Origin of the sequence: Nonomuraea spiralis (assembly GCF_014648435.1) — a bacterium.
Classification (GTDB): Bacteria; Actinomycetota; Actinomycetes; order Streptosporangiales; family Streptosporangiaceae; genus Nonomuraea; species Nonomuraea spiralis.
On the sequence record NZ_BMRC01000021.1, the window covers coordinates 92,148 to 115,462 of the forward strand.

Genomic DNA, 23,315 nt, shown 5'->3' on the forward strand with positions numbered 1-23,315 from the left:
CGCTGCTCAGGCGCAGGTGTAGCCGGTGGGCACCTGCGTGTCGCCGTCGGGACGGGACGCCTGGAAGCCGAACGTGGTGCTCGCGTTCGGGGCCAGGGTGCCGTTGTAGGGCAGGTTCCGGACGGTCACGGTGCCGCCGCCGACGGAGACGTTCGCGCCCCACGAGCCGGTGATCGTGTGGCCCGGCGGGAGCGGGAAGGTGACGGTCCAGCCGTTGAGCGTGGCGGTGCCGCGGTTGGTGACGGTGACCGGCTGGATCACGTACCCGTTGTTCCAGGCGTTCTGGGTGGTCGCGGTCGCGGTGCAGCCGCCGCCTCCGCCGCCGTTCTGGGTGGTGACGGTGACGGCCGCGGACTCGGGTGAGAGGTTGCCCGCGCCGTCGCGCGCCCTGACGCGGTAGCGGTAGGTCGTGGCGGGGGTCAGGCCGGTGTCGGTGTAGGAGGTCGTGGTGCTCGTGCCGACCTGGGTGAAGGTGTCGCCGGTGGCGCGCAGGACGTCGTACCCGGCCAGGCCGCTGCCGCCGGTGTCGGTGGAGGCGCCCCAGGTGAGCGTGGTGGCGCCGGCTGTCGTGCCGGAGGCGGCCGGGGCGCCCGGCGTGGTGGGCGGCGTCCGGTCGGTCGTGCCGCCGCCGGAGCCGAAGGAGAACGAGCCGACGGCCAGCCCGGCGCCGCCCGCCCACGGCTCGAACCCGGCCTGGACGCTGGTCAGGTACCACGAGCGCTGGGCGTACCCGCGGCTGATCGCGTCGGAGTAGAAGGTGTCGACGGCGAAGTCGAGCGAGGAGGTCGCCGAGGTGCGCACGTAGGAGACGACGTTCCAGCCGATGTTGCCGTACCAGACCTGCCAGGTGCCGCCGGCCAGGTTCGCCGTGCCGACCTGGGAGCCGACGGGCTGGATCGAGCCGCGTTTGTTGAGCCAGATCATCACCTCCGCGCCGGTGTTCTGGCCGTCGGTGCGCGGGGTGGGGTCGAACCAGATGTCGTACGCGGCGTCCCAGGTGCCGGCGTTCGGGTAGGTCATGGTGATGCTGGACCTCAGCGCGCCGAATCCGGACGAGCCCGCCTGCATCGGCAGGCCGCTGCCGGTGGTGCAGGCGGCGTAGTGGCAGCCCGCGTAGATGGCCGGGTAGGCGGCCGGGGCGCCGTTCGTGGCCTTGTTGTGGTCGGCCTGGGTGACGGTGAAGCCGCCGTTCTGGTTGACGTCGACGCACTGGGCGGTGTCGGCGCCCCAGACGTTGTTCATGACGATGTAGCGGCCGTTCTGGACGGTGGTCGAGCCCCACTTCTCGCACAACACCGGGGCGGCCTGCGCCGGTGCCAGGAACAGGCCGGCGCCGAGTAACGCCGCGACGGCCAGGATGATGATCTGCACGCGCCTCATGGCATGTTGCTCCCGCTTCTCTGATCGGAGGGGATGCTGGGAGCGCTCCCATAGTCAGGTTCCAGGCGTCGCCCCTCGTACGGCAAGCAGCCCCGCCTCCGTCCGCCACCTCGGGGCCGGGCCACCAGGGCAACCATGACCAAGATCGGCTGAAAGTTTCACAGCGCGTTGTCGAGGCGACGGCCGCCGTGGTTCAATGCGCTCGCCGGGCGGGCTGATCGTGGGCAGATTCCTGTGTTCCCATGCGCGAAGGAATCCCCATGAAACACTTTCGAACGGCGGCCCTCACCGCCGCCCTGGTCCTGCTGACCACCTTCCTGATCGCGCCGCCGCAGGCGCAGGCCCACGGCGTGTCCATGTTCCCCGGGGCCAGGACGTTCCTGTGCTGGCAGGACGGCCTGCGGGAGAACGGCCAGATCATCTCCTACAACCCGGCCTGTGCGGCGGCCGTCGCCCAGAGCGGCCCGACCCCGCTGTACAACTGGTTCGCCGTGCTGCGTTCCGACGGCGCGGGGCGTACCAGCGGGTTCATCCCCGACGGCCAGCTCTGCAGCGGCGGCACCGGCGGCCCCTACGACTTCACCGCCTACAACGCCGTACGCTCCGACTGGCCCCTGACGCACCTGACCTCGGGCGCGACCATCCAGATGCGGCACAGCAACTGGGCCCAGCACCCCGGCACGTTCGTCTACTACGTCACCAAGAACGGCTGGAACCCCGACGCCCCGCTCAAGTGGTCGGACCTGGAGTCGTTCGGCAGCTCCACCAACCCGCCCGCCAACGGCGGCCCCGGCGGGCTCAACTACTACTACTGGAACGCCCAGCTCCCGTCCGGCAAGAGCGGGCGCCACATCATCTACACCCACTGGATCCGCTCCGACAGCAACGAGAACTTCTACAGCTGCTCCGACGTCACCTTTGACGGCGGCAACGGCCAGGTCACCGGCGTCGGCCCCGGCGGCGGCACGCCGTCGGCCACACCCACCGTCACCCCGACCGTCACCCCGACGGTGACCCCGACCGGCCCCAACCCGGGCGGCTGCACCGCCACCTGGAAGGCCACCGACACCGGCTGGGCCGGCCACTTCCAGGGCGAGGTGACAGTGAGGAACACCGGCTCGGCCTCGCTCAACGGCTGGACGGTCAAGTGGGCCTACGGCGGCGGCCAGGGCTTCGAGGGCGCACCCTGGAACGGCGTCCTGTCCGCCCAGCCACCGAACGTGGCCGTCAAGAACGCCGCCTACAACGGCCAGCTCGCCCCGAACGCGACCACCACGTTCGGCTTCAACGCCACCGGCTCGATCCCGAGCCCCGCACCGGCCCTGACCTGTACGAGCCCGTGACCGCGACACGTCGCGGGCGGCTCGCGGCGGGCGTCGCCCTGGCCGGCCTGGCGCTGGCCGGGGTGACGCTGTTCGCCGTCCACCAGGAGTCGGCGCGGCTCGACCAGGAGCTCGCCGCCCAGGTGACGCTGATACTCGAACGGGCCACTCCGGAGGAGCACCAGGGCCACGGGCACGGGTTCGAGTCGCGGGTGGTGTGCGCGGTGGAGCCGTTCGGCATGGACCCGCCGGACGCCTCCAGCCTGGTCGAGGTGCGCCGGGTCTACGCCCGGCATCTGTGCGCGATCGTCGGCGAGAGCCGCGACTGGGCCATGTCCGTACGGGCCTCGGGGCCCATCGCCGTACGGCTGGGCGTCCCGCCGCGGGTAGAGGTGCCGGCGGCCGGGCCCGGATACCCGGAGCGGGTCAGGAGGCTGATCCCCGAGCGGTACCACGACGAGGCGTTCGCCGAGTTCTCGGACGAGACGGCCATCGACGCGGCCCGCGAACGCTTCGCCCACGCCCTGGACCAACGCTGACGCCCGCCCCGGATCGGGGTGGGCAAACGGACGCGGCCGGCTGGGGGTTCGCCGGCCGCGTCCGTCCCATCCGGGCGGGATGGTTCGCAGGCAGGATCAGCGGGTCGGCCTCACCTCCTCCTTCTCTAGCCGGCGCAGGTGTAGCCGGACGGAACGGACGTGTCGCCGTTCGGGCGGCCGGCCTGGATCCCGAAGCTGGTGGCGGCGTCGGGGGCGAGCGTGCCGTTGTAGCCCAGGTTCCTGGCGGTCACGGTCCGGCCGCTGACGGTCACGGCGGCGTTCCAGAACCCGGTCACCGTGTGGCCCGCGGGCAGCGTGAACGTCACCGTCCAGCCGTTCGTGGTGGTCGTGCCGGTGTTGGTCACCGTGACGGGCTGCAGGACGTACCCGTTGTTCCACTGGCTCTGGACGGTCCCGGCCGCGGTGCAGCCGCCGCCGCTGCCCGGCAGGGTGGTGAAGGAGGCCGTGGGCGAGGCGGCCGACTGGTTGCCCGCCGCGTCCCTGGCCTTCACGTACACCTGGTAGGCGGTCGCGGGCGTCAGGCCGGTCAGGGTGATCGAGGCGGTCGCGGTCGCGCCGAGCGGGGCGCCGGTCGAGGTGTAGACGTCGTAGCCGGTCACGCCCACGTTGTCGGTGGAGGTCGCCCAGGTCAGGGCGGCTCCGGACGCGGTGACGTTCGAGGCCGACGGGGTGCCGGGGGCGGTCGGCGGGGTCGGGTCGGTGGTGGTGCCGCCGTAGACCGTGGCCTGCCTGGCGGTCGCGGCGATGCCGTCGGCGCCGTTGAACAGCCGCCGGCCCCACGAGGTGAGCTGGGTGACGTCGAAGTTCGTGACCTGGTCCAGGTACTCGACGCCGCCGCCGTTGCCGCTCCACGACCAGCCGAGATATCCGACGCCGCGGCTCACGGCCTGGGCCATGATCGTGTCCTCGTCGGGGTTGCCGTCGGAGTGGTTGAACCCGAACTCGCCGATGACCAGCGGCAACCCGGCCGTCCGGAACGCGTCCAGGTACGAGGTGATCTCGGCGGCCGTGTCGTAGACGCCGTACATGTGCACGGAGAAGATCGTGTTCTTGGCCGGGTCGGCGTTGAAGACGGACGCGGCGCTGTCGCGCATGACGTTCTGCCAGTCCTGGCCCCAGGCGGGGGCGTCCACCATCAGCGCGTGGCCGAAGCCGTTGGCGCGCAGTTTCTGGATCGCGGCCTTGGTGGCGTCGGCCCAGCCGGGTGTGGTGGCGTTGTTGCCGATCGGCTCGTTGCCGATGTTGACGACGACGTAGTCCTCCTGGCCGACCAGGGCGCTCTTGACGCTGATCCAGTAGTCGGCGGCCTGGTCGAGGGTGTACGCGCCGCTCTGCTCGCCGTACCCGGTGGTGTCGTGGTCCTCCAGCACGCAGATGAGCTTGTTCTGCTTGCACAGCGAGACCACATCGGCCACGTCGGAGACGGAGTTGGCGCTCCACCGGCCGCCGCTGAGCACGACGCGCACGGTGTTGGCCTTCAGCGACTTGATGTCGGCGAACGCCTTGGTCCGGGTCGGGAACCAGGTGTGGGCGTGGCTGGTGCCGCGCATGACGAACTCCTGGCCGTTGCCTTCCAGGATCTTCGTACCGCTCACGTGGATGCCGGTGGCGGCCCGCGCCGCGGTGCCTGGCACGGTCACGAGGGCGGTCACGAGCGCGGCCACGAAGGCGACGGCGAGGGCCGGCGCGGTGAACAGTGATCGCATGGGCTGCCTTTCACTGAGCCGTGGATCCGCCCCCGCCGCTCCTGCGGCGGGGGCGGGGTCTTCGCTCAGGCGGGGGTGCAGGTGATCGGGTCGGGGGTGGCGGGGGTGCCGTTGGCGATGAAGCCGAACGTGGTCGTGGCGCCGGCGGCGAGCCCGCCGTTCCACGATTCGTTCCTGACCGACACCGCCGAGCCGGTCTGGGTGAGCTTGCCGCCCCAGAGCTGGGTGATCTGTCCGGCGGACGACCAGGCGGCCGTCCAGCCGGTGACGGGCGCGGCGCCGGTGTTCTTGACCGTCACCTCGGCCTGGTACGCGCCACCCCAGGCGTTGGTCACCTTGAACGTGGCCGCGCAACCACCGGCCGGCGCGTCCGCGGTCGTGAACGACGTGCCGTCGGAGGCCGCCGAGCTGTTGCCGGCCGCGTCCCTGGCCACCACCGAGACGGTGTACGCCGTCGCGGAGCTGAGCCCGCCCAGGTCGTACGACGTGCCGGTGGCCGTGCCCACCTTGGTGGACCCCAGGTAGACGTCGTAACCGGTCACTCCCACGTCGTCCGTGGAGGCCGCCCAGCTCACCTTCGCGCCCGAGCCGGTGATGCCCGTGACGGAGGGTTTGCCGGGTTTGCTGGGTAGCGTCCTGTCCTCGGTGCCGGTGGTGGTGAACGTCGTCGCGTCCGAGGCCGCCGAGGTGTTGCCCGCCGCGTCCCTGGCCACCACGTGGGCGGCGTAGGCCGTGGCAGGGGTGAGCCCGCTCAGGTCGAAGGAGGTGCCGGTGGCCGTGCCCGCCTTGGTGGACCCCAGGTAGACGTCGTAACCGGTCACTCCCACGTTGTCCGTGGAGGCCGTCCAGCTCAGTTTCGCCGCCGTGCCCGTGATCCCGGAGACCGCGGGTTTGCCCGGCTTGCTGGGCGCTGTCGTGTCCTGCTCCTCCGGACCCGGGGGCTCACCCCAGATCTTGGTGGCGCCGCTGTAGAGGGTGATGTTCTTCGTCAGCACCGGCGTCGCGCCCGGCGTGGCCGGGATGCCCTTGTACGACCAGTCGTCGGACGGGTCCCAGGAGCCCGCGCTGCTGATCCGGAACTGCACCTCCCTGCGGTGTTGCGACTGCCCGGCCGGGGCGATGGCCTGCCCGGAGCAGTCGATGTTCACGTAGTACACGCTCCCGCCGGCCGGAGCGAGCGTGGGGGCCTTGCACTGCGTGTAGGCCGACGACACGCTGATCTGCGCGGCGGTCGTCGAGCCGTCGAGGGTGAAGTAGTAGCGGAACGAGCCGTCCGACAGGACCCGGGCGGGCCAAGCCGACTGGTTGCGCACGATGGCCTTGATCTCGGTGAAGTTCGTGCCGGAGGCGTTCACGCCCGCCTCGACGAAGATCTCCGGGCCGTCCGGGGTCTCGGCGGGCGGGAAGCTCGCCGCGGGCGCTCCCCCGTACTCCTTGTAGAGCCTGGCCAGGGCGCTGGTGAAGCCCGCGTTGTAGTCGGTGGCGACCTCGTTCATGACGTAGTCGTCGCGCTTGTCGGTGTAGACGTCGTCGGGGTCGGGCGGGCCGCCGACGAGCGCGCCGTACAGGGTGTGGCGGCTGTTGACCGGGTTGGTGATCTGGTCGGTCCACGAGCCGTGCGCCGTACGGTGGTGCGGGTTCTTCGGCGGGTTGGCCCCGAACCCGATCAGGTACGAGGAGTTGCGCGGGTTGTCGCCGAGCGCGTAGTCGATCTGCCGGACCGCGAAGTCGTGGTAGCGGGCCTTGCGCTCGGCGTCGGTGATCGAGTCGCTGTGCACGAGCGCGACGAACGAGGTGTTGGCCGCGTACCGCAGCGACCCCCACCGGTCCAGCACGGCCTCGCCGCCCGGCGAGTACTTGACCTTGGAGCCGTTGACGCCGACCGTCCACCAGTCGAGCCAGCGGTTGGCGTCGTCCAGGTACTTCTGCTTGCCGGTGAGCTTGTGCAGCAACACGTACGCGCCGTACGACTTGTCGTCCCAGGCGATCGTCCACTTGTACGACTTCGTCGTGGTCTGCGGCTCATTGCCAAGGTTGTCGTACCCGGCCTCGGCCTTGGCCAGGTACGCGGCGTCGTTCGTGGCCCGGTAGAGCCAGATCGCGCCCCACACCAGCTCGTCGTTGTAGCCGCTCCAGGAGTTGTAGTAACCCTGGGCGTCGCTGACGCAGTCGCTGTACTTCTTCCTGACCGTGTCGGCGAAGGAGTAGAGCTGCTTGGCGTGCGTCACCAGCGTGTCGGCATATGTCGGGTTGGTCGGGCGGAAGACGATCGACGAGGCCGCCATCGCCGCCGCCGTCTCCCCTGCCAGGTCCGAGCCGCCGCAGGACGCGTCGATCTTGTAGGCGGGCCGGTTCATCTGCATGGCCTCGGCCGGGCCCCACCAGGCGTGGTCGGTGCCGCCGTTGCCGACCTGCCCGTACAGCACGTTGGCCGACGGGTGGGCCTTGATGAAGTAGTCGTTGACGAACTTCAGGTTGTTCAGCAGGTGGGTGAGCTGGCCGGACCCGGCGTACGCGTCGCGGTACTCCACGCCGCCCCACGCCAGCATCGTGGCCGAGAAGGCCATCGGGAAGCCGAACTTGACGTGGTCGCCCGCGTCGTACCAGCCTCCGGTCAGGTCCAGCCCGGCGTCCTTGCCGTCGTTCATGCCCGAGTCGCCGCGCCAGGAGACGCGGTTCCAGCCGGGTAGGTCACCCGACTGCTGGGCCTCGTAGAACCACAACGACTTCTGCAGCGCCTCCCCGTAGGCGAAGGCGGGCGCGGCCGCGTGGGCCGCCGGCCCCACCCCTGCGAGCAGGGGCAGGACCAGCGACGCCGCGGCGATCATGGCCGCCTTTCTCACGGGAAGAGCCGCCCGTACTCGGCCAGGGCCACGGCCACGTCCACCTGCGCCCAGAAGCGGTGGTAGTTGAACGTGGGCGCGGGGCCCGTGCCCTGGAGGTAGGCGTTCACCTTGGGCCAGTCGGGGTCGTTCTTGTAGAAGGACCTGATCGACATGAACGTGGAGCCGGAGTTGATCGTGTCGCCGTTCGGCATCTTGCCGCTCCAGCCCGGGGGCACGTAGACCGGGTCGTTGAGCCGCTTGTAGTCGGTCTTCGTCTCCGGCACCGACACGCCCTTGGCGTCGCGGTTCTTCCACACGCCGTCCAGCAGCGCCTTGGCCATGTTCCTGGCCGCGCTGTTGTTCGCCTTGGCCGCGTAGTACATCAGCGTCTTGGCGTACGAACCGGCCACGCCGACGTCGTTGGTGTAGTCGGCGATCGTCACGTGCAGGCCGGGGTTGGCCGGCGGCATGCCGTTCGGGGAGCTGAAGTCGGCGACGGGCTGACCGGTCCACTTCAGCGTCGACGGGATCTGGTACGTGCCGTCCGCGTTGATCGTGGTGTTGGCCATCGCCCAGGAGACCCACTTGTCCAGCAGCGCCTTGGCGTCGGCGTTGCCCGAGGCGTAGTACAGCTCGGCCACCCGCTCCATGGTCCACGCCTGGAACCCGAACCACTGGTTCGACGGCGGGTCGTGGTAGACGGGCTGCCAGTCGTAGGTCATGCCGTGGAACTTCGGCAGGCCCGTCGGCGGGGTGGCGTAGTGGCCCTCCCAGCTGTTGGTCGCGCCACCCGCGATGGCGCCCTCCGCGGACTGGAGCCAGGTGTAGAACTGGAGCTGGCGGGTGAGGCTGGTGCTCCAGTCGGCCACGCCGGTGCCGCTCTTGGGCTTCAGCTCGGCCACGTTCGCCAGCGCCCAGGCCGCGAGCGGGTTCTGGTAGCCGGAGTGGTTGTGGCTGGAGCCGATGCGCCAGGCCCAGCCCGCGCTGGAGTCGGTCGCGCCGCCCCAGGCGTAGTACCAGGACAGCAGGTAGTTGGAGGCATCCTTGCCGGTGCCCGGGGCGCACGAGGTGCTGGTGCAGCCGGGCTTCTTGAAGTACTTGTCGTACATCGCGTAACGCAGGTAGTCGCCCATCTTGGCGGCCTTGGCGACCGACGCCGAGATCTGCGACTCCTTGCCCTGCTGCTTGGCCCACGTCTGCGCCCAGTACGCGGCCTGCACCGCCCGCGCGTCGGCGTCGGGGGCGTTGGTGTACTTCCACTGCTTGGCGTACGAGCTGTCCTTGATGAACAGGTCGAGGTAGCCGTTCGTGCCGCCGTGCTTGAAGGTGTCGCAGGACGGCTGCGGGATCGTCTCGAAGACCGACTCCTCCGGCCCGCGCTGGTAGGTGTTGATGTAGGCCGGCTTGGTGGTGCCGTCGCCGCAACGGCCGAAGCCGTAGGTGTTGTCGACGTCCAGCAGCCAGTGCATGCCGTAGACGTCGCCGGTCCCGTACGCGCTCTTCAGCTCGTTCGCCAGCGGGTCGGTGCCCACCGAGACGCCGGAGTCGATCTGCGTCGGGTACTGCTTGATGTCGTTGTACTCGGCCGCGTACGTGGCCGGCTTCGAGGGGTTGTAGAAGGAGTTCGTCGGCTGGTCGGCGGTCGAGGGGATGATGTACTTCTCCATCGAGGCCCAGGCGTTGTTGAACTTCGCCCAGTCACCGGTCACCTGCCCGTACGTCGCCTCCAGCCACAGGTAGTAGCTGTAGGCCTCGGACGTGGTCTCGTGCCCCTGGTCGGGCGCCTCGACCATGAACGTCTCCACCGAGTGGTACGGCACGCCCTCGGGCGAGAAGTACCCGTTGGCCGGGTCGTGCAGTTCGTTGTACATCTCGACGAAGCGCTTGACGTACTCGTTGTCGCCGCCGAGGTCGTCGTCGGCCTCGCTGGCGGTGACCTTGACCGGGGTGTAGCCGGTCGCGCTCACCGTGAACTCGGCGGTGCCGCTGGTGGTGTCGGCGTCGTTCGCGGCGGCCAGGGTGACGTTCTGGGCGGTGTTCCAGTTGGCCGGGGTGAAGGTGAGCGTGCCGCCCGAGCCGACGGTCAGGTCGGTGTCGCCGCTGGTCCTGGCGGTGGTGACGGTCACGTTCGCGGCGGGCGCCTGCGAGAGCTTCACGCCGAAGCTCGCGGTCCCCTGCTCCGGCACGGAGATCGTGGCCGGGCTCACCACGAGGGCGGGGCCGGTGTTCTGGGAGACGGTGATCCCGACCGGGGCCGAGGTCGTGGTCGCGCCCCCGTTGTCGGTGGCCTTCGCGGTGATCGAGTAGCTGCCCGCGGGCACGTTCTGCCAGTTGTAGCCGTAGGGCGCCGAGGTGTCGGTGCCGAGCAGCGTGGAGCCCTGGTAGAAGTCGACCTTGGAGACCGTGCCGTCGGTGTCGGCGGCGTTCGCGGCGATGGCCACGGTGGCCGGGGCGGTGAACGTCTGGCCGGCGGTGGGCGAGGTCAGCGCGACCGTGGGCGGGGTGTTGGCGCCGCCGCAGGTCACGCCGTTCACGGTGAACGAGGTCGGGCTCGGGTTGCTGCCCGTCCAGGTGCCGTTGAAGCCGAGCGTCGTCGAGGCGCCGGTGGCCAGGCTGCCGTTCCACGGCATGTTGGTGGCGGTGACGCGCGTGCCCGACTGGCTCCAGTTGGCGCTCCAGCCGGTCGGCGTGTACTTCTGGCCCGTGGTCGGGAAGTCGAAGCCCAGCGTCCACGAGGTGATCGGGTCGCCGGTGTTCTTCAGGGTCAGGTTGGCGGTGAACCCGCCCTGCCCCGGGCCGCTCGTCCACTGGTTGGCCGCGTACGTCACGTCACAGGCGACGGCGGCGTGCGCGGGAAGCGCCGCGAGGGTCGTGGTCGTGCCCGCCGCGAGGACGAGGGTCGTGGCCACGGCGAGCCGCCTCGACAAGCGGGAAAGACGGGAAGGAGGTCTGTACTTCACGGGATCTCCATGGGAGTAGGGGTGTGGGAGCGCTCCCAAGGGGGATTGTGGGTGCCCCTCGGCGTATGTCAACGGAACGGCCGTCCGGCGACCCCCGCGTTTCCTCTCACCAGGCTGCCGGTGATGAAAGTTTCATCCACCTTCCGGGGCATTCGGCGAGCATGCGGCCCGAGGGCGGCCCCGGCGGAGTGCGCCTCATTTACAGGGCTGTGAGGGCGTCTCACTATGGGAGCGCTCCCAGCCAACTGAGTTCTGGAGATGATCGCTAGTGAGACTCCACAGCGGCCCGCGCCGATGGGCCGTGACCATGACCGCCGCGAGCGTCGCGGCTCTCGGCCTCGTCGTCGGCCAGACCACGGCCGCCAGCGCCGCGGTGAACTGCGACGTGACCTACTCCGCCAACTCGTGGACGAGCAGCCCCGGTCAGGGCGGTTTCACCGCGAACATCACGTTGAAGAACACCGGCGACCCGATCACGTCGTGGACGCTGGGCTTCGACTTCCCCGGCACCGGCCAGAAGTACACGCCGACCGGCTGGAGCGCCAACTGGACCCAGTCGGGCACGCGCGTCACCGCGACGAACATGCCCTACAACGGCAGCCTGGCCACCGGCGCCTCCACCACCATGGGCTTCAACGGCACCTGGACAGGCAGCAACAACCCTCCCACCTCGTTCACCGTGAACGGCGTGACCTGCGGCGGCGTCACCCCGACCACCCCCTCGGTGGTCACCTCGGCCAGCTCGGTCGCGGTCAACGAGGGCGGCACCGCCACCTTCACCGCCAAGCTGTCGGCCGCCCCCACCTCGAACGTGACCGTCACCACCCAGCGGACCAGCGGTGACACCGACCTGACAGTCAGCGCGGGCGGCTCGCTCACCTTCACCCCGTCCAACTGGAACACCGCCCAGACGGTGACCCTGGCCGCCGCCCAGGACGCCGACACCACCGCCGGCACGGCGGCCTTCTCCGTCGGCGGCACCGGCGTCACCTCCGCCACCGTCAACGCCACCGAGGTGGACGACGACGCGGTCGTGGAGCAGGCGCTGCTCGTGACGCCCACGTCGGTGACCGTGCCCGAGGGCGGGACGGCGACGTACACGGTCAAGCTGGCCGCGCAGCCGTCCGCGAACGTGACCGTCACCTCGGCGGCGGGCAGCGGCGACGCCGACCTGACCGTCTCCGGCGGCGGCAGCCTCACCTTCACGCCGGCCAACTGGAACACCGCCCAGACGGTGACCCTGGCCGCCGCCCAGGACGCCGACAACGCCAACGGCACCCGTGCCTTCACCGTCGCCTCCACCGGCCTGACCTCCAAGACGGTCACCGCCACCGAGGCCGACGACGACGGCCAGCCGCCCACGGGCCACGTCGAGAACCCGTACGCCGGCGCCACCGGCTACGTGAACCCGCAGTGGAAGGCCAAGGCCGCGGCCGAGCCCGGCGGCTCCGCCATCGCCAACACCTCCACCGCCGTGTGGATGGACCGCATCGCGGCCATCGCCGGCTCCTCCTCGGCCATGGGCCTCCAGGCCCACCTGGACGAGGCCGTGGCCCAGGACGCCCTCAACGGCTCGGCCCCGCTGGCCGTGCAGTTCGTCGTCTACGACCTGCCCAACCGCGACTGCTCGGCCCTGGCCTCCAACGGCGAGCTGCTGATCGCCGAGAACGGCTTCAACCGCTACAAGGCCGAGTACATCGACGTGATCGCGAACATCCTGCGCGACCCCAAGTACGCCAACCTGCGCATCGTCACGATCATCGAGCCCGACTCGCTGCCCAACCTGATCACCAACATCAACAACTTCCCGAAGTGCGCCGAGGCCAACGGGCCCGGCGGCTACGTGGACGGCGTCCGGTACGCCCTGAACAAGCTGCACGCGATCACCAACGTCTACACCTACGTGGACGCCGCCCACCACGCCTGGCTCGGCTGGGACACGAACTTCACCCCCGCGGTGAACCTCTTCTACAACATGGCCGCGGGCACCACGGCCGGCGTGGACAGCGTGGACGGCTTCATCGTCAACACCGCCAACTACTCGGCCACCAAGGAGCCGTACTTCACGATCAACACCATGGTGAACGGCCAGTCCGTCCGCCAGTCCAAGTGGGTCGACTGGAACTACTACGTGGACGAGTCCACCTTCGCCACGGCGCTGCGCACCGCGCTGGTCTCCAAGGGCTTCAAGTCCGGGCTCGGCATGCTGGTCGACACCTCGCGCAACGGCTGGGGCGGCACCGCCCGCCCGGGCGGCGCGAGCACCTCGACGGACGTGAACACGTTCGTCAACCAGTCGCGCGTCGACCGCCGCATCCACGCCGGCAACTGGTGCAACCAGAGCGGCGCGGGCCTCGGCGCCCGGCCGACGCCCAGCCCCGAGGCCGGTTTCGACGCCTACGTCTGGATCAAGCCTCCGGGTGAGTCCGACGGCGCCAGCACCGACATCCCGAACGACGAAGGCAAGAAGTTCGACCGGATGTGCGACCCGACCTACACCGGCAACAACCTCAACGGCAACAACATGTCGGGCGCGCTGGCCGGCGCCCCGCTGTCGGGCCAGTGGTTCTCCGCCCAGTTCCGGGAGCTGGTCAGGAACGCCTACCCGCCCGTCAGCTAGCCCGCTGAGCGGCCGGGGGCTCCGGGGCCCCCGGTCTCCGGCAGAGGGACCCGCCTGACCCGGGCCCCTCGCCTGAACGAAGGGGCCCGGGCCGGAACCCGGGCCCCTTCACCGTCGGCTCTCGCGCCACTCCGACACGACGCTCTCGACGTCGAAGGGCATCAGGTTGAGCGGCGGCCCCGACAGGCCCTTCCTGATCGCCTGCCGGATCTTCTCGTTGACCTCTTCGAGCACCTGCCGCACCTCGGTCTCGGACCTGGCCCCGCGGGCCTGCCGCAGCGCCTCCTCGGCCTCCTTGCGCAGCGCCAGCGTCGGGGGCAGCGGCATGGACAGCCCCTCGCTCTCCAGCTTCTGCTTGATCCACCACATCTCGTCGTGCGGCCGGTCGAGGCCGGGCAGCGGCTTGCCCGCGCCGGGCAGATCGTCGAACTGCCCGCGCTCGGTCGCCTCGCGGATCTGCCTGTCGACCCAGCTCTCGAACGGCATTCCGGGCGGCTTGCGGTCGGTCACGGACGCGGCTCCTCTCACGCCAGATTGTGGCTCGGCGCGACCGGCCCGCGCCAGCCGAGCACGGCCTCGGTCATACGTACGGACGCGACCGTCGCGGCCACGTCGTGCACCCGCAGGATCCGGGCGCCCTTGAGGATGGCGACCACGTTCGCGGCGATCGTGCCCTCCTTGCGCTCTCCCTGCGGGCGGTCGATGGTCTCGCCGATGAAGTCCTTGTTCGACAGCGCGACCAGGGTGGGGTAGCCGATCGCGGTGATCTCCTCCAGCCGCCGCGTCAGCTCAAGGGAGTGGAAGGTGTTCTTGTTCAGGTCGTGGCCCGGGTCGATGATGATCCGGTCGGGGGCGATGCCGGCCTTGAGCGCGAACTCGACCCGTTCGCGCAGGAAGCCGCCGACCTCGGAGACGACGTCGGTGTAGCTCGGGCGGAAGACCCTCTTGCCGGGGCCGCCGAGGCTGTGGGTGACCACCACGCCGGCGCCGGTCTCGGCCGCGACCTCGGCCAGGCCGGGTTCGCGCAGGCCGTTGGTGTCGTTGATGACGTCGGCGCCGGCTTCGAGCGCCGCCCTGGCGACCTCGGGGCGATGGGTGTCGACCGAGATCACGGCGTCGGTCGCGGCCCTGACCTCGGCGACCACGGGGGCCACGCGCTCGATCTCCTCCTCGACGCCGATCGCCGCCTGGGCCGCGCTGAAGGCGAACCCGCCGATGTCCACCCAGTCGGCGCCCTCTTCGACGGCCCGCACGCAGGCCGCGACCGCGCGGTCGAGCTCGTACGTGCGGCCCTGGTCGTGGAAGGAGTTGGGCGTCCGGTTGACGATGGCCATGATGGCGACCTGGTGTTCGAAATCGAACTCCCGCCGCCCGATGCGGCGGACCGGAGAGATGATCTCTGGGGGAATGTTTCCGCCGCTCACGTAGTGGCCCCTTCCGTCTCCTGCCGAGCCTACCCGCCGGGATCAGGAACGCCCGCCTGGGGCGGGACCGCACGCCGGGATCAGGAACGCCGGCCGGTCCCCGTCGCCAGTTCCCTGACCCGGCCGACCGACCCGCTGTCGGGCGCGAGCGGCGGGGTCTCCATGCCGGAGCCGTCGTGCAGGCCGTCGAGCAGCTCGCGCATGGCGTCCCAGGAGGAGTACCGCGGCCGCCAGCACAGGACGTCCCTGGCCCTGGCGGTCTTCATGACGGGGATGCGCAGGGCCAGTTCGAGCAGCCCTGGAGAGGCGGGCACGAGCCGCAGGTGCCAGCCGGCCGCCATGAGCGTCCTGGCCAGCCAGGGCGTGACGGGCATCGTCCGGGTGCCGAGGAGCTTGGCCAGGTCGGCGGGGTCGAGCACGGGCTCGGCGGCCAGGTTGAACGCCCCCGACACCGTACTGGTCACCGCCAGCCGGTACGCCTCGGCCGCGTCGTCGGCGTGCAGCACCTGCAACCGCAGCCCCGGCACGTCCGGCACGAACGGGATGCGGCCCGGCCGTACCAGCCGCCGGGGCAGGAACGGCCCGGCGAACAGCCGGCGCTGCTCGGTGGCCGCCGCCCGCTGGAAGATGAACCCCGGCCGCATCCGTACCACGCGGATCACCGGATGGTCGTGCTCGAAGACGTCGAGCACCCGCTCGACGTACGCCTTCTCCCGCCCGTACGCGGCGCCCGGCCAGCCGTGCGTGGGCCAGCTCTCGTCCACCGGGCGGTCCTTGGGGCCGGGCGAGTAGGCGCCGACCGAGGAGGCGTGGATCAGCGCGGGCACCCCGGCCTCGGCGACCGCGCGGAACACCCGCATGCTGCCCAGCACGTTCGCCCGCCAGGTCACGGCCGGATCCCTGGTCGGCTGGAACAACCACGCGAGGTGCACGACGGCGTCGGCGCCCTCGAAGACGCGCGCGAGGTCGCCGGTGGCGACGTCGGCCTGCCGCCATTCGGTGCGGTCGATGTGCCATTCCGGCAATCGGCGGGCCACGCCCACGATCGACGTCACGCTCTCGTCGGCGGCGAGCGCGCGTACGACGCTCGTGCCGACATTGCCGGTAGCCCCGACCACCACGACTCTCATGCACGCACCGCTGCCCGCCCTCCGGACGGCGAAACCCCAGGTCAGGGCTGGAGCAGGATCTTGATCGCGCCGTCCGACTTCTTCTGGAACATGTCGTACGCGTGCGGCGCCTCGGCCAGCGGCATGCGGTGGGTGGTGAGGTCCATGACGCCGAGCGGGTCGGCGTCGTCGGTCACCAGCGGCATGAGCCGGCTGATCCACCGCCGTACGTGGGCCTGCCCCATGCGCAACGTGACGCCCTTGTCGAACATGCGCAACATCGGCAGCGGGTCGGTCATGCCGCCGTAGACGCCGATGACGGAGATGACGCCGCCGCGGCGGACCGAGTCGATGGCCTGGTTGAGCGCCGCGAGCCGGTCCACACCCGCGTGGGACATCAGCGGCGCGGCAACGGCGCCGGGCAGCAGCCCGGTGAGCGTCTGGGCGATCTTGGCGGCCGGTGATCCGTGGGCCTCCATGCCGACCGCGTCGATCACCGAGTCGGTGCCGCGCCCGGAGGTGAGGTCCCGGATCGCCGCGGGCACGTCGGTCGTCTCGCTCGCGTCCACGACCTCGATGCCGTGGCGGCGGGCCATCTCCAGGCGTTTGGTGACGCCGTCCACGCCGATCACGCGGTGGCCGAGGTGGCGGGCGATGCGGGCGCACATCTGGCCGATGGGCCCGAGACCGAGGACGGTGACGCTGCCGCCGTCCGGGATGTGCGCGTAGGCGACGGCCTGCCAGGCGGTCGGCAACACGTCGGACAGGAACACGAAACGTTCGTCCGGCGGGCCCTCGGGCACCTTGATCGGGCCGAACTGGGCCTCGGGCACCCGCAGGAACTCGGCCTGGCCGCCGGGCACCTGGCCGTAGAGCTTGGTGTGGCCGAACAGCGCGGCGCCCATGCCCTGCTCCTTGACCTGCGTGGTCTCGCACTGGGCGTAGAGCTCCAGCCCGCACATGTGGCAATGGCCGCAGGAGATGTTGAACGGGATGACCACGCGGTCGCCTGGCTTGATGGTGGTGACGGCGGCTCCGACGGCCTCGACGACGCCCATGGGCTCGTGGCCCAGGATGTCGCCCTCGGCCATGAACGGGCCGAGGACCTCGTACAGGTGGAGGTCCGAGCCGCAGATGCCGGAGCTGGTCACCCTGATGACAGCGTCGTTGGGCTCCTTGATGGCCGGATCGGGGACCTCCTCGACCCGTACGTCGCGCTTGCCGTGCCAGGTGACGGCCTTCATGACGCCTCCAGATGGGATTCGGACGGCACAAATGCCGCATACCCCCACATACGACTCCAAACGGCTTTACCGATCGCCGCTGGTCGAGCCCCACCGACGGCCCATAACACCGTGATAGGGGTGTTTTGACACGACCACTCCTCGTATTCGGACTCGTACCGTGCAGACACCCCCCTGTACGCGAGGAGACGTGCAAATGCTCCCCAGAAAGACCGTGACGGCGGGAATCGCGATCGCCGTCACCATGATCAGCGTCCCCGCCCTGGCCTTCGCGGCGAAGGGCGCGACGGCCCAGGACGACACCCCCTACTCCATCGCCCAGGCCGATGCCAAGGCCGTCGCCGGCCCCCCGCAGGGCCTGGTCGACGCCATGAGCCGGGACCTCGGCATCTCCGGTCAGCAGGCCGAGGCCCGCCTCGTCAACGAGGCCGCGGCGGCCAACCTCGAACCCGCCCTGCGCGCCCAGTTAGGCGCCTCCTACGCCGGTTCCTGGGTGACCGGTCCCACCTCCACCCCGGTGACCGCCACCACCGACAGCTCGCAGGTGGCCGCCATCGCCAGGACAGGTGTCCAGGCCCGCGTGGTCGCCCGCTCGCTGGGCAGCCTCGACCAGGTCAAGGCCACGCTCGACGCGGCCTCGACCAAGGCCCCGAAGACCGCGCCCGTCTGGTACGTGGACGTCGTCAACAACACCGTCGTCGTCCTCAGCTCCAGCCCCGCCAAGGCCGCCGCCTGGGTGAAGGCCAGCGGCGCCGACACCTCCGCCGTCCAGGTCGTACGCTCGGCCGAGAAGCCCACCTTGTTCTACGACGTACGCGGCGGCGACGCCTACTACATCGGCTCCGGCACGCGCTGCTCGGTCGGCTTCTCGGTGACCAAGGCCGGCTCGCAGGGCGGCTTCGTCAGCGCCGGCCACTGCGGCAACGCCGGTTCCAGCACGTCCGGCTCCAACCGGGTCGCCATGGGCACCTTCCGCGGCTCGTCCTTCCCCGGCAACGACTACTCCTGGGTCGAGGTCAATGGCCAGTGGACCCCGACCGGCGTCGTGTACGGCTACAGCGCCGGCGTCCTGCCCGTCCGCGGCTCGACCGTGGCCCAGGTGGGTTCGGCCGTCTGCCGCGCCGGATCGACCACCGGCTACCACTGCGGCTCGGTCCAGCAGCTCAACACCAGCGTCACCTACCAGGAGGGCACCGTCTCCGGCGTGACGCGGACGAACGTCTGCGCCGAGCCCGGCGACTCCGGCGGCTCGTTCATCTCCGGTGACCAGGCCCAGGGCGTGACCTCGGGCGGCTCGGGCAACTGCAGCTCGGGCGGCACGACGTACTTCCAGCCGGTCAACGAGATCCTGTCCACCTACGGCCTGACGCTCGCCACCCAGGGCGGCGGCCCCGGCCCGACCAGCACCCCGACCGTCACCACCACCGTCCCGGGCGGCACGTGGGCCGCGGACACGACGTACGCGGCCGGCGCCACGGTGACGTACGGCGGCCAGACGTACCGCTGCCTCCAGGGGCACACCGCGCAGCCGGGCTGGGAGCCGCCGAACGTGCCGGCTCTCTGGCAGCGGGCCTGACGCCCTAGAACGTCCAGGCGGAGAAACCCCCTCCTCAACCTGGGCCGCGCGGCCGGATGATGTCCCACTCCTCCGTCAGGGACATCATCCGGCCCTATGCGTCCGGGCCCTCCCCGGCCCGTCGACCAGGCGGCGCCGAAGCCCCAGCGACTCCAGGATCCCGATCCCGACCTTGACCTCCTCGACCGGAGGCGCGGACAACGAGACCCGGATCGTGTCGCCGATGCCCTCGTCGAGCAGGATCCCGAACGCGACCGCCGACCTGATCGCGCCCTGCATGAGCGGCCCCGCCTCGGTGACACCGAGGTGCAGCGGGTATTCGCAGCTCCGGGCCAGCATCCGGTAGGCCGCCGTCATCACCTGCGGGTCGTGGTGCCTGACGGAGATCTTGATGTCGCGGAAGCCGTGCTCCTCGAACAGCGAGCACTCCCACAGCGCCGACTCCACCAGCGCCGCCGGCGTGGCCTTGCCGTGCTTGCGCAGCAGCCGGGGGTCGAGCGAGCCGGCGTCGACTTCGATCCGGATGGGCACCCCCGCGTCGGACGCGGCCCGCGCGATCTCGCCCACCTTGTCGTCGAACTTCTTGATGTCCCCCGGATTGACCCGGACCGCCGCGCAGCCCGCCTCGATGGCGGCGAGGACGTGACGCGGCTGGAAGTGGACGTCGGCGACGACCGGGATCCGCGCCTTGCGCGCGATGGCCGGCAGCGCGTCGGCGTCGTCCTGGGTCGGCACGGCCACGCGTACGATCTGGCAGCCCGCCGCCGTCAGCTCGGCGATCTGCCGCAACGTCGCGTCGGCGTCGGCCGTCACCGTGGTCGTCATCGACTGCACCGAGACGGGCGCGTCACCGCCCACCGGCACCGACCCCACCATGACCTGCCTGGACGCCCTCCGCGCCCGATGTCGCACCGGCAGTCCGAGATCTACAGCGGCCACCTGTCCAGCTCCTTTCGAACGGTGCGCGAGGCCACGGGCAACGGGGCCGTCAAGACTTCCACCCGGCGGTGTTGCGACGAGTCAAAAGAACAGTTGAAAGGCCCAAGACACTTTACACGCTCTGTATTCAAGTAGTAACTATTGGTAGTGCGTCCCGACCAGAAGGAGCCGCGCGGATGCCGGTGAGCTTCACACAGCACTACCTCGGCAAACGGGTCGAGCAACGCCTGGCCGATTTCCTGGAGACCTGGCGGGCCCCCGTCTCCGACCCCGACGTTCAGGCGGCCTACCGGTTGCTGACCGAGTTCATCCTCGGCGGCGGCAAGCGCATCCGCCCGCTCCTGTGCTACTGGGGCTGGCGGGGCGCGGGCGGCGACGACTGCGACGAGATCGTGAGCGCCGCGGCGGCCCTGGAGTTGTGCCACGCCGGGCTGCTCATCCACGACGACATCATGGACGGCAGCGAGCTGCGCCGCGGACGGGCGACCATCCACCGGAACCTGGCCGACCTCCACGCCGGCCCGGCCGCGGAGTCCTTCGGGCACGCCGGCGGCATCCTGCTCGGCACGCTCAGCCTGGCCTGGTCCGACACCCTGCTGTCGTCGTGCGGCGTCGAGCCCGTACGCCTGCGGGCCGCGCACCACATCTTCGACGCCATGCGCACCGAGGTCATCAGCGGCCAGTACCTCGACATCCTCGCCCAGCTGCGCGCCGGCGCGAGCGTGACGGAGGCGCTCACGGTGATCCGCTACAAGACGGCCAAGTACACCGTCGAGCGGCCCCTGCAGATCGGCGGCGCCCTGGCCGGCGCCCAGCCGGACCTGCTCGACGCCTTCTCCCGGTTCGGCGTGCCCCTCGGCGAGGCGTTCCAGCTCCGCGACGACGTGCTCGGCACGTTCGGCTCCGCGGCCGAGACCGGCAAGTCGGCGCTCGACGACCTGCGCGAGGGCAAGCACACCGTGCTGATCGCCCACGCCGTGGCGCACGCCTCGCCCGCGCAGCTCGACCACCTGCGCGCCTGGCACGGCAATCCGCGCCTGACCGAGGAGCAGGCCGCCGGGCTGCGCGCCATCCTCATCGACACGGGCGCGCTCGACCAGGTCGAGTCGATGATCGACGAACGTGTGGGCGAGGCCAGAGCCGCCCTGGCCCTGGCGCCGATCGGGCCCGAGGCCGGCAGCGCGTTGTCCGTCCTGGCCGACCAGCTCGCGCACCGTACCAAGTAGGGGGCATTCCGATGGGACGCGTACTGCTCGCGGCCCCGCGCGGTTACTGCGCGGGGGTCGAACGGGCCATCCTCAGCGTGGAGGAGGCGCTCAGGCGCTTCGGTCCACCGATCTACGTCCGCAAGCAGATCGTGCACAACACGTTCGTGGTGGCCGATCTGACCAGGCGCGGCGCCGTCTTCGTCGACGAGCTCGACGAGGTTCCGGACGGCGCGCTGGTGATCTTCTCCGCCCACGGCGTCTCGCCCGCGGTCCGGCACGAGGCCGGCCGCCGCGGCCTGCGTACGATCGACGCCACCTGCCCCCTGGTCACGAAGGTGCACAAAGAGGCCGCGCGGCTGGCCGGGGCCGGCTACGAGATCGTGCTCATCGGCCACGCCGAGCACGAGGAGGTCGAGGGCACGGTCGGCGAGGCGCCCGACCGCATCCACGTCGTCGACCCGGCCCGGCCCCACGAGGTCGCCGCGGGCGGCGCGGCGCGCATGAGCTGGCTGTCGCAGACCACGCTCTCGGTCGACGAGACCATGGGCGCCGTCGCCGAGCTGCGCGAACGTTTCCCCCAGCTGGCCGACCCGCCGAGCGACGACATCTGCTACGCCAGCCAGAACCGCCAGGAGGCGATCACCCGGATCGCCCCTCAGTGCGACCTGGTCATCGTCGTCGGCTCCTCCAACTCCTCCAACTCCCAGCGGCTGGTCGAGGTCGCCCTGCACGCCGGCGCCCGCGCCGCCCACCTCGTCGACCGCGCCGCCGACGCCGATCCGCGATGGCTCGGCGGCGTGGAGACGGTCGGGGTCAGCTCCGGCGCGTCCGTGCCGGAAGTGCTGGTCGACGACCTGCTCGACTGGCTCACCGGCCACGGCTACACCGACGTCGAGTCCGTGACCGTGGCCGAGGAGACGCTCACGTTCTCCCTCCCTCTCGAACTTCGCTCCTCTCGCAACCCTGGCTAGACCCCACATCGAGATTGGCGGTGCACCATGACAGAAACGACCGACTCCAGCGTGCCCACGAACGGCAACGGGCAGCTCAGCCTCAGTACAGAGGCCGCCAAACAGCTCGCGACCACGACCAAGACGCCGCCGCAGATGCAGGAGATCACCTCTCGGTGGCTGCTGCGGCTGCTGCCGTGGGTGCAGTGCTCCGGTGGCGTGTTCCGGGTCAACAGGCGCCTGACGTACACGCTCGGCGACGGGCGTATCACGTTCTCCACGACGGGCTCCGACGTGCGGGTGATCCCGGCCGAGCTGACCGAGCTGCCCATGCTGCGCGGGTTCGACGACATGGAGGTGCTCGAAGCGCTGGCCGACCGTTTCCAGCAGCGCGAGATCGAGCCGGGTGAGGCCATCGTCAGGGAGGACGACCCGGCCGACCAGCTCGTACTGATCGCCCATGGCCGGGTTGGCAAGGTCGGACAGGGCGCCTACGGCGACGAGCAGAACCTGGGTGTCCTGGCCGACGGCGACCACCTCGGCGAGCAGGCGCTGGTCGGCGGCGGCACGTACGAGTTCACCGCCACCGCGAAGACGCACACCACCGTGCTCACCCTGTCCAGGCAGACCTTCGAGCAGATCGCCGAGCAGTCGCCCGCCCTGCGCGAGCACCTCCAGAACTGGCGTGCCTCCGGCGACCACGCCCAGAACGCCTACGGCGAGGCCGCGATCGACATGTCCTCCGGCCACTCCGGCGAGGTGGCGCTGCCCGGCACGTTCGTCGACTACGAGCAGTCCCCCCGCGAGTACGAGCTGAGCGTCGCCCAGACGGTCCTGCGCGTGCACAGCCGGGTCTCCGACCTGTACAACCAGCCGATGAGCCAGCTCGACCAGCAGCTCCGCCTCACGATCGAGGCCCTGCGCGAGCGCCAGGAGCACGAGCTGGTCAACAACAGGGAGTTCGGCCTGCTGCACAACGCCGACTTCAGCCAGCGCATCCGCACCCGTTCCGGTCCTCCGACGCCCGACGACCTCGACGACCTGCTGGCCGTCGTGTGGAAGGAGCCGTCCTTCTTCCTCGCGCACCCGCAGGCCATCGCCGCGTTCGGCAGGGAGTGCAGCAAGCGCGGCCTCTACCCGCAGGCCAGCGAGGTCAACGGACACCGTATCCCGGCCTGGCGGGGCGTGCCGATCTTCCCGTGCAGCAAGATCCCGGTCACGGGCAAGCGCACCACGTCGTTCCTGCTCATGCGTACGGGCCAGGAGAATCAGGGTGTCGTCGGCCTGCACCAGACGGGCATCCCCGACGAGTACCAGCCCAGCCTCTCGGTGCGCTTCATGAACATCAACGAGAAGGCGATCATCTCGTACCTGGTGAGCGCCTACTACTCGGCCGCCGTCCTGGTGCCCGACGCGCTCGGCGTCCTGGAGGACGTCGAGCTCGGCAGGAACGGCTAACAGCCGAATCGTCCGTCCGGTCCAAGAATTGGTG

At 70.5% G+C, this 23,315-nt stretch carries 15 protein-coding genes and 1 pseudogene; 7 read left to right on the forward strand and 9 right to left on the reverse strand.

Annotated features, from left to right (window positions below; all coding sequences use genetic code 11):
- Nucleotides 1-6: 6 nt before the first annotated feature.
- On the reverse strand, nt 7-1,371 hold the full coding sequence (locus IEZ27_RS37960; protein ID WP_229824721.1) for a GH12 family glycosyl hydrolase domain-containing protein: 1,365 nt from the start codon (nt 1,369-1,371) through the stop codon (nt 7-9).
- Between the two features lie 269 nt (nt 1,372-1,640).
- Between IEZ27_RS37960 and IEZ27_RS37965 the strand changes: the two genes are divergently transcribed.
- Together IEZ27_RS37965 and IEZ27_RS37970 are read left to right on the forward strand one after the other, a co-directional pair.
- Nucleotides 1,641-2,723: a lytic polysaccharide monooxygenase gene (locus IEZ27_RS37965; RefSeq protein ID WP_189651699.1), complete on the forward strand. Its 1,083-nt coding sequence runs from the start codon at nt 1,641-1,643 to the stop codon at nt 2,721-2,723.
- The gene (locus tag IEZ27_RS37970) at nt 2,720-3,241 is read left to right on the forward strand and encodes a hypothetical protein (protein ID WP_189651700.1); all 522 of its coding nucleotides are present in this window, start codon (nt 2,720-2,722) and stop codon (nt 3,239-3,241) included. Before IEZ27_RS37965 ends, IEZ27_RS37970 begins: the two co-directional genes overlap by 4 nt.
- Nucleotides 3,242-3,366: 125 nt before the next feature.
- On the opposite strand, the gene IEZ27_RS37975 is transcribed toward IEZ27_RS37970, so the two are convergent.
- The 3 genes from IEZ27_RS37975 to IEZ27_RS37985 all read right to left on the reverse strand — a co-directional run bounded on the left by IEZ27_RS37975 (nt 3,367) and on the right by IEZ27_RS37985 (nt 10,702).
- Nucleotides 3,367-4,968, reverse strand: coding sequence for a cellulase family glycosylhydrolase (locus IEZ27_RS37975; RefSeq protein ID WP_189651701.1), 1,602 nt, complete (start codon nt 4,966-4,968; stop codon nt 3,367-3,369).
- Nucleotides 4,969-5,033: 65 nt separating this feature from the next.
- The gene (locus IEZ27_RS37980; RefSeq protein ID WP_189651702.1) at nt 5,034-7,796 is read right to left on the reverse strand and encodes a glycoside hydrolase family 9 protein; all 2,763 of its coding nucleotides are present in this window, start codon (nt 7,794-7,796) and stop codon (nt 5,034-5,036) included.
- An 11-nt stretch (nt 7,797-7,807) separates the two neighbouring features.
- Nucleotides 7,808-10,702 carry a glycoside hydrolase family 48 protein gene (locus tag IEZ27_RS37985; RefSeq protein ID WP_229824722.1) on the reverse strand — a complete coding sequence of 965 codons (2,895 nt, stop codon included), beginning with the start codon at nt 10,700-10,702 and terminating at the stop codon, nt 7,808-7,810.
- Nucleotides 10,703-11,021: 319 nt separating this feature from the next.
- On the opposite strand from IEZ27_RS37985, the gene IEZ27_RS37990 reads away from it, so the two are divergent.
- Nucleotides 11,022-13,373, forward strand: a complete 2,352-nt coding sequence (locus tag IEZ27_RS37990) for a glycoside hydrolase family 6 protein (protein WP_379478588.1) — start codon at nt 11,022-11,024, stop codon at nt 13,371-13,373.
- A gap of 108 nt (nt 13,374-13,481) precedes the next feature.
- Here the strand turns inward: IEZ27_RS37990 and IEZ27_RS37995 are convergent, their stop codons facing one another.
- The 4 genes from IEZ27_RS37995 to IEZ27_RS38010 all read right to left on the reverse strand — a co-directional run bounded on the left by IEZ27_RS37995 (nt 13,482) and on the right by IEZ27_RS38010 (nt 17,150).
- Nucleotides 13,482-13,883: a DnaJ family domain-containing protein gene (locus IEZ27_RS37995; protein WP_189651704.1), complete on the reverse strand. Its 402-nt coding sequence runs from the start codon at nt 13,881-13,883 to the stop codon at nt 13,482-13,484.
- Nucleotides 13,884-13,897: 14 nt separating this feature from the next.
- A complete protein-coding gene (folP, locus tag IEZ27_RS38000) occupies nt 13,898-14,797 on the reverse strand; it encodes a dihydropteroate synthase (protein WP_221762490.1) in 900 nt (299 codons plus the stop codon).
- A gap of 80 nt (nt 14,798-14,877) precedes the next feature.
- Nucleotides 14,878-15,927: an NAD-dependent epimerase/dehydratase family protein gene (locus IEZ27_RS38005; protein ID WP_189651705.1), complete on the reverse strand. Its 1,050-nt coding sequence runs from the start codon at nt 15,925-15,927 to the stop codon at nt 14,878-14,880.
- A gap of 41 nt (nt 15,928-15,968) precedes the next feature.
- Nucleotides 15,969-17,150, reverse strand: coding sequence for a zinc-dependent alcohol dehydrogenase (locus tag IEZ27_RS38010; protein WP_189651706.1), 1,182 nt, complete (start codon nt 17,148-17,150; stop codon nt 15,969-15,971).
- 196 nt (nt 17,151-17,346) lie between these two features.
- Here IEZ27_RS38010 and IEZ27_RS38015 point away from each other — a divergent pair, with 196 nt between their 5' ends.
- A complete protein-coding gene (locus tag IEZ27_RS38015; RefSeq protein ID WP_189651707.1) occupies nt 17,347-18,726 on the forward strand; it encodes a carbohydrate-binding protein in 1,380 nt (459 codons plus the stop codon).
- Between the two features lie 129 nt (nt 18,727-18,855).
- On the opposite strand, the pseudogene ispG reads toward IEZ27_RS38015, so the two are convergent.
- Nucleotides 18,856-19,665, reverse strand: a pseudogene (gene ispG, locus IEZ27_RS38020) (flavodoxin-dependent (E)-4-hydroxy-3-methylbut-2-enyl-diphosphate synthase); the annotation flags it as partial.
- Between the two features lie 182 nt (nt 19,666-19,847).
- On the opposite strand from ispG, the gene IEZ27_RS38025 reads away from it, so the two are divergent.
- The 3 genes from IEZ27_RS38025 to IEZ27_RS38035 are packed head-to-tail and all read left to right on the forward strand — an operon-like array spanning nt 19,848 to nt 23,281.
- Nucleotides 19,848-20,891, forward strand: coding sequence for a polyprenyl synthetase family protein (locus IEZ27_RS38025; RefSeq protein WP_229824723.1), 1,044 nt, complete (start codon nt 19,848-19,850; stop codon nt 20,889-20,891).
- A gap of 11 nt (nt 20,892-20,902) precedes the next feature.
- Complete coding sequence (locus IEZ27_RS38030) at nt 20,903-21,844, forward strand: 4-hydroxy-3-methylbut-2-enyl diphosphate reductase (protein ID WP_189651709.1); 942 nt, start codon at nt 20,903-20,905, stop codon at nt 21,842-21,844.
- A gap of 27 nt (nt 21,845-21,871) precedes the next feature.
- Nucleotides 21,872-23,281 carry a family 2B encapsulin nanocompartment shell protein gene (locus tag IEZ27_RS38035; protein ID WP_189651710.1) on the forward strand — a complete coding sequence of 470 codons (1,410 nt, stop codon included), beginning with the start codon at nt 21,872-21,874 and terminating at the stop codon, nt 23,279-23,281.
- Nucleotides 23,282-23,315: the final 34 nt, after the last annotated feature.

Excerpts from the sequence above, each read along its gene's own strand:
- IEZ27_RS37965 (WP_189651699.1), top strand. The coding sequence starts at position 1,641 with ATGAAACACTTTCGAACGGCGGCCCTCACCGCCGCCCTGGTCCTGCTG.
- IEZ27_RS37975 (WP_189651701.1), bottom strand. The coding sequence starts at position 4,968 with ATGCGATCACTGTTCACCGCGCCGGCCCTCGCCGTCGCCTTCGTGGCC.
- IEZ27_RS37980 (WP_189651702.1), bottom strand. The coding sequence starts at position 7,796 with ATGATCGCCGCGGCGTCGCTGGTCCTGCCCCTGCTCGCAGGGGTGGGG.
- IEZ27_RS38005 (WP_189651705.1), bottom strand. The coding sequence starts at position 15,927 with ATGAGAGTCGTGGTGGTCGGGGCTACCGGCAATGTCGGCACGAGCGTC.
- IEZ27_RS38010 (WP_189651706.1), bottom strand. The coding sequence starts at position 17,150 with ATGAAGGCCGTCACCTGGCACGGCAAGCGCGACGTACGGGTCGAGGAG.
- IEZ27_RS38015 (WP_189651707.1), top strand. The coding sequence starts at position 17,347 with ATGCTCCCCAGAAAGACCGTGACGGCGGGAATCGCGATCGCCGTCACC.
- IEZ27_RS38030 (WP_189651709.1), top strand. The coding sequence starts at position 20,903 with ATGGGACGCGTACTGCTCGCGGCCCCGCGCGGTTACTGCGCGGGGGTC.
- IEZ27_RS38035 (WP_189651710.1), top strand. The coding sequence starts at position 21,872 with ATGACAGAAACGACCGACTCCAGCGTGCCCACGAACGGCAACGGGCAG.